The 12,982-nt window shown below is 69.1% G+C and carries 11 protein-coding genes; 8 read left to right on the top strand and 3 right to left on the bottom strand.

Features of this window, described 5'->3' with window-relative positions; translation table 11 throughout:
* Window positions 1–45 precede the first annotated feature (45 nt).
* From DEJ47_RS08620 to DEJ47_RS36805, 8 genes are all read left to right on the top strand, one after another.
* Complete coding sequence (locus DEJ47_RS08620; RefSeq protein WP_150166514.1) at window positions 46–3,006, top strand: M14 family metallopeptidase; 2,961 nt, start codon at window positions 46–48, stop codon at window positions 3,004–3,006.
* Between the two features lie 189 nt (window positions 3,007–3,195).
* Complete coding sequence (gap, locus tag DEJ47_RS08615) at window positions 3,196–4,206, top strand: type I glyceraldehyde-3-phosphate dehydrogenase (protein WP_150166513.1); 1,011 nt, start codon at window positions 3,196–3,198, stop codon at window positions 4,204–4,206.
* A gap of 101 nt (window positions 4,207–4,307) precedes the next feature.
* A complete protein-coding gene (locus DEJ47_RS36815; protein WP_150166512.1) occupies window positions 4,308–5,519 on the top strand; it encodes a phosphoglycerate kinase in 1,212 nt (403 codons plus the stop codon).
* A 6-nt stretch (window positions 5,520–5,525) separates the two neighbouring features.
* A complete protein-coding gene (tpiA, locus tag DEJ47_RS36810; RefSeq protein WP_150166511.1) occupies window positions 5,526–6,302 on the top strand; it encodes a triose-phosphate isomerase in 777 nt (258 codons plus the stop codon).
* Window positions 6,303–6,406: 104 nt separating this feature from the next.
* Window positions 6,407–6,637 (top strand): preprotein translocase subunit SecG, encoded by a 231-nt coding sequence (gene secG / locus DEJ47_RS08600; protein WP_150166510.1) that lies wholly within the window; start codon window positions 6,407–6,409, stop codon window positions 6,635–6,637.
* 159 nt (window positions 6,638–6,796) lie between these two features.
* Window positions 6,797–7,132 (top strand): RNA polymerase-binding protein RbpA, encoded by a 336-nt coding sequence (locus DEJ47_RS08595; RefSeq protein ID WP_003957010.1) that lies wholly within the window; start codon window positions 6,797–6,799, stop codon window positions 7,130–7,132.
* Between the two features lie 179 nt (window positions 7,133–7,311).
* Entirely contained in the window at window positions 7,312–8,964 is a 1,653-nt protein-coding gene (gene pgi / locus DEJ47_RS08590; protein WP_150166509.1) for a glucose-6-phosphate isomerase, read from the top strand.
* Between the two features lie 318 nt (window positions 8,965–9,282).
* Window positions 9,283–9,546: a DUF2087 domain-containing protein gene (locus DEJ47_RS36805; RefSeq protein WP_223828680.1), complete on the top strand. Its 264-nt coding sequence runs from the start codon at window positions 9,283–9,285 to the stop codon at window positions 9,544–9,546.
* A 53-nt stretch (window positions 9,547–9,599) separates the two neighbouring features.
* Here DEJ47_RS36805 and pgl read toward each other — a convergent pair whose 3' ends face one another.
* From pgl to zwf, 3 genes are read right to left on the bottom strand one after another with little or no spacing between them, the layout of a single operon-like run.
* Window positions 9,600–10,379 (bottom strand): 6-phosphogluconolactonase, encoded by a 780-nt coding sequence (gene pgl, locus DEJ47_RS08580; RefSeq protein ID WP_150166507.1) that lies wholly within the window; start codon window positions 10,377–10,379, stop codon window positions 9,600–9,602.
* On the bottom strand, window positions 10,376–11,458 hold the full coding sequence (gene opcA, locus DEJ47_RS08575; RefSeq protein ID WP_150166506.1) for a glucose-6-phosphate dehydrogenase assembly protein OpcA: 1,083 nt from the start codon (window positions 11,456–11,458) through the stop codon (window positions 10,376–10,378). Before opcA ends, pgl begins: the two co-directional genes overlap by 4 nt.
* The gene (gene zwf, locus DEJ47_RS08570; protein ID WP_150166505.1) at window positions 11,455–12,978 is read right to left on the bottom strand and encodes a glucose-6-phosphate dehydrogenase; all 1,524 of its coding nucleotides are present in this window, start codon (window positions 12,976–12,978) and stop codon (window positions 11,455–11,457) included. Before zwf ends, opcA begins: the two co-directional genes overlap by 4 nt.
* Window positions 12,979–12,982 lie beyond the last annotated feature (4 nt).

Below are 12,982 nucleotides of genomic sequence, written 5' to 3'. Positions count from 1 at the left end.
CCTGGCATCCCGCACATCTGTGCCGGACAACCGCAAGGGGGGCTCATGAGACGAAGAGCGAGCGCGAGATCCGTTCTCGCCACCGGCGCACTACTGGTCGGCGGCCTCGTCGCCGCGCCGACCGCCCAGGCCAGTGGCCCGGGCAAGGCCCCGGCCGCCGACGACCCGGCGGCCCTGCAGGTCTACCAGGCAGAGGTCACCGAGAAGCAGATACCCATCCTCGCCGAAGCCGGCCAGGACACCCACGAACTCGCGGGACAGGCACCCGAGAGCGGCACCCACTCCGTCGAGCTGTACCTGACCGAGGGCCAGGCCAGGGCCATCGAGCGCAAGGGCATCGAGCTCAGCGAGCACAAGGTGTCGGCGGCGGCACTGAAGCGGATCGAGGCCGCGGGAGACGGCGTCTACCGCCCGTACAGCGGAAAGGGCGGCCTCCAGGAGGAGATCGTCAAGACCGGGCAGGCACACCCCGGCATCACCAAGGTCGTCTCCATCGGCAAGACCCTCCAGGGCAAGGACATCCTCGCCCTGAAGCTCTCCAGGAACGCCAAGAAATCCAAGGACGGCTCCAAGCCCGCCACGCTCTACATGTCCAACCAGCACGCGCGCGAGTGGATCACCCCCGAGATGACCCGCCGCCTCATGCACCACTACCTGGACAACTACGGCAAGGACAAGCGCATCACCAAGCTCGTGAACTCCACCGAGCTGTGGTTCGTGCTCTCCGCCAACCCCGACGGCTACGACTACACGCACGCTGCCGACGGCAACCGGCAGTGGCGCAAGAACCTGCGTGACATCAACGGCGACGGCAAGATCGCCCCGGGCGACGGCGTCGACCTCAACCGCAACTTCGCCTACAAGTGGGGCTACGACAACGAGGGCTCGTCCCCCGAGCCGTCCTCCGAGACGTACCGCGGCACGGGCCCGATGTCCGAGCCCGAGACCAAGGCGCTCGACCGCTTCCAGAAGCGCATCGGCTTCACGTACGGCATCAACTACCACTCCGCGGCCGAACTGCTCCTCTACGGAGTGGGCTGGCAGGTCGCCACACCCACCCCGGACGACGTGCTCTACCGCGCGCTGAACGGCACCCCGGAGAAGCCCGCCGTCCCCGGCTACCACCCGCAGGTCTCCTCCGAGCTGTACACCACCAACGGCGAGGCCAACGGCCACGCGGGCAACATCAACGGCATGTCGATGTTCACCCCGGAGATGTCCACCTGCCAGACCGCGTCGAACGTGGACCCCAATGACGCGTGGAAGCCCCAGGACTGCGCCTCGATCTTCACCTTCCCGGACGACGAGAAGCTGATCCAGCAGGAGTTCGCCAAGAACGTCCCGTTCGCGCTCGCCGTCGCCGAGACCTCGCTCCACCCCGACCAGCCGGTCTCCGTCAGCGGCATCGAGGCCCCCGATTTCACCCCCGACTCCTTCACCACCTCATACGCCCGCGGGGGCGACCAGGAAGTCGCCGTCACCGCCCGCAAGTCGGTGCGGGACAAGGAGCTCAACTACCGCGTCAACGGCGGCCGCACGCACGATGTGGGTCTCAAGGCCTGGAAGGGCGGCGAGACCTACGGCGGCGACGACAACCTCCACTTCGACGAGTACCGCGCCGAGATCGAGGCCGCCCGCGTCGGCGACAAGGTGGAGGTGTGGTTCACCGGACGCACCAAGAAGGGCCGCACCCAGAGCGACCACTTCACCTACACCGTCGCCGAGCGCCCGAAGGCGAACACCCTCGTCGTCGCCGAGGAGGGCGCGACGGCCACCCAGACCCAGAAGTACGTCGACGCCATCAAGGCCAACGGACGCACGGCCGCCGTCTGGGACGTCGCCAAGCAGGGCGTCCCGCACCCCCTCGGCGTCCTGTCGCACTTCTCCGCCGTCGTCCACTACACCGGCGACCCCGTCCCCGGGGCGCCCACCCAACTCGCCCTGCGCGACTACCTCAACGAGGGCGGCAAGCTCATCGAGTCCGGCGAGCGCGCCGGCGGCAACGTCGACCTCGGTGAAGCCCTCACCGACGACTTCGCGCAGTACTACCTGGGCGCCTATCAGCGGCTCAACGCACCGGGCGTCACCGGCTTCAAGGGGAGCGGCGCACTCTCCGGGGTGACCACACCGCTCGCCGGAGCCGACACCAACCCGCTGGACAAGGCAGGCCGCTTCGCCGTCACCTCCGAGACGCTGCCCGCCGACAGGTTCCCGCAGTTCAAGAGCGCGGCCGCGGGCTCCTACCCCGGCCTCACCAACCCGTACGCGCCCTTCGAGGGCCAGGGCATGGCCTCGGCGACCCACGCCGACCAGGACTGGAAGCGGCTCACCCGCACCATCGACCTGACCGGCGTCACGGCGGCCGACGCGCCCGAGCTGCGCCTCGCCCTCAACTGGAACCTGGAGACCGGCTACGACCACGGCCTCCTGGAGGCGCACACCGCCGGGGCCGACGACTGGACCACGCTGCCCGACAAGAACGGCAACTCGTCCGCCGCCGTCCCCGCCGAGTGCGAGGCCGGCTACTTCGTCAACGGCCACCCGTTCCTGCGTCACTACCTGACGGTCGGCGCCACCAGCTGCACGGCGTCCGGCACCACCGGCGCCTGGAACAGCTTCACCGGCTCCTCCGGCGGCTGGAAGCCGGTCGCCTTCGACCTCAGCCCCTACGCGGGCAAGAAGATCGAGGTGGCGCTCAGCTCCGTCACCGACCCCTCCACCGGAGGCCGCGGCCTCTTCGCCGACAACGCACAAATCGTCCTCAACGGCAACGCCACGGAGACCGAGGGATTCGAGTCCTCGCTCGGCTCCTGGAGCGTCGCGCCGCCCCCGGCCGGAAGCCCCTCTATCACAGGCGACTGGGCGCGGACCGGGGAGCTCTTCCGCTCCTTCGCGGCGGTCACAGCGCGTGACAGCGTGCTCCTCGGCTTCGGCTTCGAGCACGTAGCCGGAAACGCCGAAAGGGCCGCTCTTATGGGCGCCTCCCTGGCACATCTGCGCAGCTGACAGTGCGTAATCGGGACCAAGGTCCCGGTGGCCCGTACCCCTACTGCGGGGTACGGGCCTTTGTGCCGCCAACGGGCCCTCTCGATGTCACCTCAGAGGCTTCAGAGAGGTAGGGTCGGAGGCGGTCGGGGACATCCCATACAACTCGCCGGCGTCTAAAACCGGCGTACCAACGAGGAGATCGGTTTCGTGACGATCCGCGTAGGCATCAACGGCTTTGGCCGCATCGGTCGCAACTACTTCCGCGCGCTGCTCGAGCAGGGTGCGGACATCGAGATCGTGGCTGTCAACGACCTGGGTGACACCGCGACCACGGCGCACCTGCTGAAGTACGACACCATCCTGGGCCGCCTCAAGGCCGAGGTGTCGCACACCGAGGACACCATCACCGTCGACGGCCACACCATCAAGGTGCTGTCCGAGCGCAACCCCGCCGACATCCCGTGGGGCGACCTCGGCGTCGACGTGGTCGTCGAGTCCACCGGTATCTTCACCAAGAAGGCCGACGCCGAGAAGCACATCGCCGGCGGCGCCAAGAAGGTCCTCATCTCGGCTCCGGCCAAGGACGAGGACATCACGATCGTGATGGGCGTCAACCAGGACAAGTACGACGCGGCCAACCACCACGTCATCTCCAACGCCTCCTGCACCACCAACTGTGTGGCGCCGATGGCGAAGGTTCTCGACGAGAACTTCGGCATCGTCAAGGGCCTGATGACCACGGTCCACGCGTACACCAACGACCAGCGCATCCTGGACTTCCCGCACTCGGACCTGCGCCGCGCCCGCGCCGCCGCCGAGAACATCATTCCGACCACGACCGGTGCCGCCAAGGCCACCGCCCTGGTCCTGCCCCAGCTCAAGGGCAAGCTCGACGGCATCGCGATGCGCGTCCCGGTCCCGACCGGCTCCGCCACCGACCTGGTCGTCGAGCTGCAGCGCGAGGTCACCAAGGACGAGGTCAACGCCGCGTTCAAGAAGGCCGCGGACGACGGCGACCTGAAGGGCATCCTCTACTACACCGAGGACCCGATCGTGTCGTCCGACATCGTGAGCGACCCGGCGTCCTGCACCTTCGACTCCTCCCTGACCATGGTCCAGGAGGGCAAGACGGTGAAGATCCTCGGCTGGTACGACAACGAGTGGGGCTACTCGAACCGCCTCGTCGACCTCACCGTCTTCGTCGGCGGTCAGCTCTAGTCACCAGAGCAGGCACCTAGATGTGAGCACAGGGTCCGGACCGCGCAACGTCGCGCGCTCCGGGCCCTGTTGCGCGTCAGCCCACCCAAGGAGTCCAGTTCATGAAGACGATCGACGAACTTCTCGCCGAAGGAGTCGACGGCAAGCGGGTCTTCGTCCGCGCCGACCTCAACGTGCCGCTCGCCGACGGCACCATCACCGACGACGGCCGCATCCGCGCCGTCCTGCCGACCGTCAAGGCCCTCGCCGAAGCGGGCGCCAAGGTTGTCGTGGCCTCGCACCTGGGCCGCCCCAAGGGCGCCCCGGACCCGGCCTTCTCGCTGCTGCCCGCCGCCGAGCGGCTCGGTGAACTCCTCGGCGCGCCCGTCGCGTTCGCGCAGGACACCGTCGGCCCCGCCGCGCACGACGCGGTGAACGGTCTGCAGCCCGGCCAGGTCGCCGTCGTCGAGAACCTCCGCTTCAACGCCGGCGAGACGTCCAAGGACGACGCCGAGCGCGGCGAGTTCGCCGATCAGCTGGCCGCCCTCGCCGACGTCTACGTGGGCGACGGCTTCGGCGCCGTGCACCGCAAGCACGCGTCCGTGTACGACCTGCCGGCGAAGCTCCCGCACTACGCGGGATACCTGATCGCCACCGAGGTCGGCGTCCTCAAGAAGCTCACCGAGGACGTGAAGCGCCCGTACACCGTCATCCTCGGCGGCGCCAAGGTCTCCGACAAGCTCGCCGTCATCGACGAGCTGCTCGGCAAGGCCGACCGGCTCCTCATCGGCGGCGGCATGGCGTACACCTTCCTCAAGGCCAAGGGGTACGAGGTCGGCATCTCCCTCCTCCAGGAGGACCAGATCCCGACCGTCACGGAGTACATGGAGCGCGCCGAGAAGAACGGCGTCGAGCTCGTCCTTCCGGTGGACGTCCTGGTCTCCACGGACTTCCCCGACCTGAAGACGAAGGCTCCGGCGGACTTCGAGACCGTCGACGCGGACAAGATCCCGTCGGACAAGGAGGGCCTGGACATCGGCCCGAAGACGCGTGAGCTCTTCGCCTCCAAGATCGCCGATGCCGAGACCGTATTCTGGAACGGCCCGGTCGGCGTCGCCGAGCACCCCGACTACGCGAACGGCACCGCCGCGATCGCGCGGGCCCTGCTCAACTGCGACGGCTTCACCGTGGTGGGCGGCGGCGACTCCGCCGCGGCCGTCCGTAACCTGGGCTTCGACGAAAACGCATTCGGCCACATCTCGACCGGCGGCGGCGCCTCCCTCGAATACCTCGAGGGCAAGACGCTCCCCGGCCTCGCCGCACTGGAGAACTGACACCTGATGACTACGCGTACCCCGCTGATGGCGGGCAACTGGAAGATGAACCTCAACCACCTCGAGGCCATCGCCCACGTCCAGAAGCTCGCCTTCGCCCTGGCGGACAAGGACTACGAGGCCTGCGAGGTCGCCGTCCTGCCGCCCTTCACCGACCTGCGCTCCGTGCAGACCCTCGTCGACGGCGACAAGCTCAAGATCAAGTACGGCGCCCAGGACATCTCGGCGCAGGACTCCGGTGCCTACACCGGCGAGATCTCGGGCCCGATGCTGGCCAAGCTGAAGTGCACCTACGTCGCCGTGGGCCACTCCGAGCGCCGCCAGTACCACAACGAGACCGACGAGATCTGCAACGCCAAGGTGAAGGCCGCGTACAAGCACGGTCTGACCCCGATCCTCTGCGTCGGCGAGGGCCTGGACATCCGCAAGGCCGGCCAGCAGGTCCAGTACACGCTGAACCAGATCGACGGCGGCCTGAAGGACATCCCGGCCGAGCAGGCCGAGACCATCGTCATCGCCTACGAGCCGGTCTGGGCCATCGGCACCGGCGAGGTCGCGACCCCCGAGGACGCGCAGGAGGTCTGCGGCGCGATCCGCGGCCGCCTCGCCGAGCTGTACTCGCAGGAGCTCGCCGACAAGGTCCGCATCCAGTACGGCGGCTCCGTGAAGGCGAAGAACGTCGCCGACATCATGGCGCAGCCCGACGTGGACGGCGCGCTCGTCGGCGGCGCGGCGCTGGACTCGGACGAGTTCGTCAAGATCGTTCGCTTCGGCGACCAGTGAGTATGCGCTAGCGGCGTTACGTCGTACCCTGACGGGGGTCGAAGCTCGATGCTTTCGGCCCCCGTCGTCGATTCAGATCCGAGGAAGTTGGTCCAGCCGTGGTTATGGGGTTCTCGATCGCCCTGATCGTCTTCAGCGCCTTGCTGATGTTGCTGGTGCTGATGCACAAGGGCAAGGGCGGCGGTCTTTCCGACATGTTCGGTGGCGGCATGCAGTCGTCCGTCGGCGGGTCCTCCGTCGCCGAGCGCAACCTCGACCGCATCACGGTCGTGGTCGGTCTGCTGTGGTTCGCGTGCATTGTCGCGCTCGGCCTTCTGATGAAGGCGAACAACTAGCGTCAGCCACTGGTCGCTTGTCCGGTGCGAGCCCGCGTGCGCGGCTTATCATGGGGCTTGCGTCCGGGGGTGGGGTGTAACTCCCAACACTGGACGCGCGTTGGGCCTTACGTAAACTGAGGCGCCCGCAGCAGCACCATCACGCAGGGAGTTACGACCGTGGCAAGTGGCAACGCGATCCGAGGAAGTCGGGTCGGGGCGGGGCCGATGGGCGAGGCCGAGCGCGGTGAGTCCGCGCCGCGACTGCGCATCTCCTTCTGGTGCTCCAACGGGCACGAGACGCAGCCGAGCTTCGCCAGCGACGCGCAGGTCCCCGATACGTGGGACTGTCCCCGCTGCGGCTTTCCGGCAGGTCAGGACCGGGACAACCCGCCGGACCCGCCGCGCACCGAGCCGTACAAGACGCACCTGGCGTACGTACGCGAGCGGCGCAGCGACGCGGACGGGGAGGCCATCCTCGCGGAAGCGCTCGCCAAACTGCGGGGCGAGATCTAACACGTGAATACGACAACGGAACCGGCCGGACAACGAAAAGTGTCCGGCCGGTTCCGTTGTTTGGGCACGTGTGCGGAGAGACAGTTTCGGACATCTCATCCCGCTCCCTGATCGATTAGGTTGGAGAGTGCAGCGGGGCAATTGACGTACGCACGTACGAGAGAAGGCTGAAGTCCGAGATGAACGCAGAAAGCCGCGCCAGGCTCGACCGGATTCCCGAGTGGACGGCGCTCGCCGAGCACCGTGACCAGCTGGGGGAGGTGCAGCTGCGAGAGCTCTTCGCCGCGGACCCGGCGCGCGGCACGGCGTACACCCTCCAGGTCGGCGACCTGCACATCGACTACTCCAAGCACCTCGTCACCGACGAGACGCTGAGGCTCCTGCGCGACCTGGCGGCCGCGACCGACGTCTTCGGGCTGCGGGACGCCATGTTCCGCGGCGAGAAGATCAACACCACCGAGGACCGGGCCGTCCTGCACACGGCGCTGCGCGCCCCGCGGGAGGCCGTCGTCGAGGTCGACGGCGAGAATGTCGTGCCCGCCGTGCACGCCGTCCTCGACAAGATGAGCTCCTTCTCGGAGAAGGTCCGCTCCGGCGAGTGGACCGGTCACACCGGCAAGCGCATCAAGAACGTCGTCAACATCGGCATCGGCGGCTCCGACCTCGGCCCCGCGATGGCGTACGAGGCGCTGCGCTCCTTCACCGACCGCGGCCTCACGGTCCGCTTCGTGTCGAACGTGGACGGCGCGGACCTGCACGAGGCCGTGCGGGACCTGGACGCCGCCGAGACGCTGTTCATCATCGCCTCGAAGACGTTCACCACCATCGAGACGATCACCAACGCCACCTCCGCGCGGGACTGGCTGCTGACCGAGCTGAAGGCGGGTCAGGACGCCGTCGCCAAGCACTTCGTGGCGCTGTCGACCAACGCCGAGAAGGTGTCGGAGTTCGGCATCGACACGGCCAACATGTTCGAGTTCTGGGACTGGGTCGGCGGCCGCTACTCGTACGACTCGGCGATCGGTCTCTCCCTGATGATCGCCATCGGGCCCGACCGCTTCCGCGAGATGCTCGACGGTTTCCACCTCGTCGACGAGCACTTCCGCACGGCGCCCGCCGAGTCCAACGTGCCGCTCCTGATGGGCCTGTTGGGCATCTGGTACGGCAACTTCCACGACGCGCAGTCGCACGCCGTCCTGCCGTACTCGCACTACCTCTCCAAGTTCACCGCGTACCTCCAGCAGCTGGACATGGAGTCCAACGGCAAGTACGTCGACCGGGACGGCAAGGAGGTCGACTGGCAGACGGGCCCGGTCGTCTGGGGCACGCCCGGCACCAACGGCCAGCACGCCTACTACCAACTCATCCACCAGGGCACGAAGTTGATCCCGGCGGACTTCATCGGCTTCGCCGAGCCCGTCGCCGACCTGCTGCCCGGCCTGGTCGCCCAGCACGACCTGCTGATGGCCAACTTCTTCGCGCAGACCCAGGCGCTGGCGTTCGGCAAGACGCCGGACGAGGTGCGCGCCGAGGGCGTCGCGGAAGAACTCGTCCCGCACAAGACGTTCAAGGGCAACCACCCGACGACGACGATCCTCGCCAAGGAACTGACCCCCTCGGTACTCGGCCAGCTCATCGCGCTCTACGAGCACAAGGTGTTCGTGCAGGGCGCCGTGTGGAACATCGACTCCTTCGACCAGTGGGGCGTCGAGCTGGGCAAGGTCCTCGCCAAGCGCGTCGAGCCCGCGCTGACCGAGGGCGCCGAGGTGCCCGACCTGGACGGGTCGACCACGGCGCTGGTCGCCAAGTACCGGGACCTGCGCGGGCGTTGAGTCCCGCCATGCGTTAATCGGGTGCGGGCGGCCCTCCCGGCGGGTGACACTGCTTCGGCTCTGTCACCCGCCGGGAGGGACCCCGTCATGGACCAGCTGCACGCCGCGCTCGCCGACCCCGAGAGACTCAGGCTGTACGCGCGGATCGTCCTCGACGACCTGCCGGCGCGCGAGGCCGACTCCGCCGTCGCCCGCAAGCACCTGGGCCGCCTCCTCGCCACCGGGCTCGTGGAGCGGTTGCCCGACGGCTCGCTGCGGGCCGACTCCGCCGTCTTCCGGCGCTCGCCCGACCCCGTCGACGCGCACGACCGTCCCACGGTGCCGCGTCGTCTCACCGGCTTCTTCGCGCACGGCCGTCTCACCGCCATACCGGTCCGCCCCGTCGTGCGCCACGAACTCCTCGTCCACCTCACGGACACCCTCTTCGACGCCGACCGCACCTACAGCGAGGGCGAGGTCAACGACGCCTTCCGCACCGTCCACGACGACACGGCGGCCCTGCGCAGATACTGCGTCACCGACGGCCTCCTCGTCCGCGACCAGGACGGCAGCAGCTACCGACGCGTCCTCGCCGACGCCTGAGGGCCCCGCACCGGGATGGTGCGGGGCCCTCAGGGACGTAACGCGGTGAACCGCTAGGCGACAGCCGGCGGGTACAGCTCCGGGGGGAGCTGGGAGGCCGCCGCGGCGTCCAGGAGCCACAGCGTCCGCGAGCGGCCGTAGGCACCGGCCGCGGGGGCCTGCACCTCACCGGCGCCGGACAGGGCGATGGCCGCGGCGTTCGCCTTGTCCTCGCCCGCCGCGAGCAGCCACACCTCGCGGGCCGCCCGGATCGCCGGGAGCGTCAGCGTGACGCGGGTCGGCGGGGGCTTCGGCGCGCCGTGCACGCCGACCACCGAGCGCTCCGTCTCCCGCACCGCGGGAAGCTCCGGGAAGAGCGACGCGACGTGCGTGTCCGGGCCGACGCCGAGCATCAGGACGTCGAACGTCGGTACCGGACCGTGGTCCTCCGGGCTCGCGGCCGCGGTGAGCTCGGCGGCGTAGATCTCCGCCGCCGCGTCCACCTCGTACGCGCCGTCCGAGGCCGGCATCGGGTGCACCCGGGCCGGGTTCAGGGGCACCGAGTCGAGCAGTGCCTCCTTGGCCTGGGTGTAGTTCCGCTCCGGGTCGCCGTCCGGCAGGAACCGCTCGTCGCCCCACCACAGGTCGAGCCGCGACCAGTCGATCGCGTCCTTCGCCGGGGACGCGGCGAGCGCCGCGAGCACGCCGTTGCCGTTGCGGCCGCCGGTGAGGACCACCGACGCGTGGCCGCGGGCGGCCTGCGCGTCGACGATCTTCGTGATGAGGCGGGCCGCCGCGGCCTGCGCCATCAGCTCCTTGTCGCGGTGGACGACGAGCTGCGGGGCCGCGGTCACTTCGCCGCCGCCTTCTTCGCCGCGGTCTTCTTGGCCGGAGCCTTCTTGGCCGGGTCCTTGTCCGGCTCCTCCGACGCGGCCGCCTTGGCCTCGGCCTCGGCCTTCGCGTCGTCGGACGGCTTCTCGTCGCGCAGCGTGTCCGTGTGCTCCGCCGGGTCGCCCAGGCGGTCCACGCCGTACTTCAGCGCGGACGCGTAGGTGTCGTCCGGGTCGAGACGCCGCAGCTCCTCGGCGATCAGCTCGGCCACCTCGCGGCGCTTGAGTGCCACTGCGCGGTCGGGCTGCCCCTGGATGGAGAGCGTGGCGAGCGAACCGTCGGCGCGGTCGAGCACGATGGGACCGCAGGTGGTCTCCATGCGGACACCGGTCAGGCCGGGACCCGCCGACAGCGTGCGCTTCACGGGGACGTCGAGGCGGTCCGCGAGCCACATGGCGAGCAGCTCGCAGCTCGGGTTGAACTCCTCGCCCTCCACCTGCACCGACGTGACCTTGCAGGTGACCTGGTCGAGCGCGGCGGCCAGCATGGAGCGCCACGGCGTGATGCGGGTCCAGGACAGGTCCGTGTCGCCGGGGCTGTAGGCCTCGGCTCGCGCGGTCAGCTCGTGGATCGGCTGCTCCGCGGCGTACGTGTCCGTGACGCGGCGCTGGGCCAGGGCGCCGAGCGGGTCCTTGGCGGGATCCAGCGGGGCGTTCACCGGCCACCAGGCGACCACGGGGGCGTCGGGGAGCAGCAGCGGCAGGACGACGGACTGGGCGTGGTTGATGCCCTCGCCGTAGAGCCGCAGGATCACCGTCTCGCCGGTGCCCGCGTCCGCGCCGACCCTGACCTCGGCGTCGAGGCGCGAGGTGGTGCGGTCGCGGGGCGAGCGGGCGGCGCGCTTGATGACCACGAGGGTGCGCGAGGGGTGCTCGCGGGAGGCCTCGCTGGCCGCCTTCAGGGAGTCGTAGGCGTTCTCCTCGTCGGTGACGATGACGAGGGTGAGGACCATGCCGACGGCCGGGGTGCCGATCGCGCGGCGGCCCTGCACGAGCGCTTTGTTGATCTTGCTGGACGTGGTGTCCGTGAGGTCGATCTTCATGGCCGGCGCCAGCTCCGTCCGTCTCGTGCGAGCATTTCGTCCGCTTCGGTCGGGCCCCAGGTGCCGGCCGGGTACTGCGCGGGCTTGCCGTGCTTGTCCCAGTACTCCTCGATCGGGTCGAGGATGTTCCAGGACAGCTCGACCTCCTCCGTGCGCGGGAAGAGGTTGGCGTCGCCGAGCAGGACGTCGAGGATCAGACGCTCGTACGCCTCCGGGCTGGACTCGGTGAAGGACTCGCCGTACGCGAAGTCCATCGAGACGTCCCGGATCTCCATGGAGGTGCCGGGCACCTTCGAGCCGAACCGCACCGTGATGCCCTCGTCGGGCTGGACGCGGATGACGATCGCGTTCTGCCCGAGCTCCTCGGTGGCGGTGTGGTCGAAGGGGGAGTGCGGCGCGCGCTGGAAGACGACCGCGATCTCGGTGACGCGCCGGCCGAGGCGCTTGCCGGTGCGCAGGTAGAAGGGGACGCCCGCCCAGCGGCGGTTGTCCACCTGCAGCTTGATCGCGGCGTAGGTGTCGGTCTTCGACTTGGGGTCGATGCCGTCTTCCTGGAGGTAGCCGACGGCCTTCTCGCCGCCCTGCCAGCCCGCGGCGTACTGCCCGCGCACGGTGTCCTTGCCGAGGTCCTTGGGCAGCCGGACGGCGCCGAGCACCTTCGCCTTCTCGGCGACGAGCGCGTCGGCGTCGAAGGAGGCGGGCTCCTCCATCGCGGTCAGCGCCATCAGCTGGAGCAGGTGGTTCTGGATGACGTCGCGGGCGGCGCCGATGCCGTCGTAGTACCCGGCGCGGCCGCCGATGCCGATGTCCTCGGCCATCGTGATCTGGACGTGGTCCACGTACGACCGGTTCCAGATCGGCTCGAACATCTGGTTGGCGAAGCGGAGCGCCAGGATGTTCTGGACGGTCTCCTTGCCGAGGTAGTGGTCGATCCGGAACACCTGGTCCGGGTCGAACACCTCGTGCACGATCGCGTTGAGGTCCTGGGCCGACGCCAGGTCGTGGCCGAACGGCTTCTCGATGACGGCACGCCGCCAGGAACCCTCGGGGGCGTCCGCGAGCTCGTGTTTCTTGAGCTGCTGGACGACCTGGGGGAAGAACTTCGGGGGCACGGAGAGGTAGAAGGCGAAGTTGCCGCCCGTCCCCTGCGCCTTGTCCAGCTCCTGGATGGTGGCCTTCAGCTGTTCGAAGGCCTCGTCGTCGTCGAAGTTGCCCTGGACGAAGCGCATGCCCTGGATGAGCTGCTGCCAGACCTCCTCGCGGAAGGGCGTGCGCGCGTGCTGCTTGACGGCGTCGTGCACCTCCTGCGCGAAGTCCTCGTCCTGCCATTCGCGGCGGGCGAAGCCGATGAGGGCGAAGCCCGGCGGCAGCAGACCCCGGTTGGCGAGGTCGTACACGGCAGGCATCAACTTTTTACGGGACAAATCGCCCGTGACGCCGAAAATGACCAGGCCCGACGGCCCCGCGATACGCGGGAGCCGTCGGTCTGCGGCGTCACGCAGCGGATTGCTGCTTGACAAAGTG

The organism is Streptomyces venezuelae (genome assembly GCF_008642355.1).
Taxonomy (GTDB): domain Bacteria; phylum Actinomycetota; class Actinomycetes; order Streptomycetales; family Streptomycetaceae; genus Streptomyces; species Streptomyces venezuelae_B.
The sequence above is the reverse complement of the archived record's forward strand: the minus strand, read 5'-3'. Positions and strand labels throughout refer to the sequence as shown.

Excerpts from the sequence above, each read along its gene's own strand:
- DEJ47_RS08620 (WP_150166514.1), top strand. The coding sequence starts at position 46 with ATGAGACGAAGAGCGAGCGCGAGATCCGTTCTCGCCACCGGCGCACTA.
- DEJ47_RS36815 (WP_150166512.1), top strand. The coding sequence starts at position 4,308 with ATGAAGACGATCGACGAACTTCTCGCCGAAGGAGTCGACGGCAAGCGG.
- tpiA (WP_150166511.1), top strand. The coding sequence starts at position 5,526 with ATGACTACGCGTACCCCGCTGATGGCGGGCAACTGGAAGATGAACCTC.
- secG (WP_150166510.1), top strand. The coding sequence starts at position 6,407 with ATGGGGTTCTCGATCGCCCTGATCGTCTTCAGCGCCTTGCTGATGTTG.
- pgi (WP_150166509.1), top strand. The coding sequence starts at position 7,312 with ATGAACGCAGAAAGCCGCGCCAGGCTCGACCGGATTCCCGAGTGGACG.
- opcA (WP_150166506.1), bottom strand. The coding sequence starts at position 11,458 with ATGAAGATCGACCTCACGGACACCACGTCCAGCAAGATCAACAAAGCG.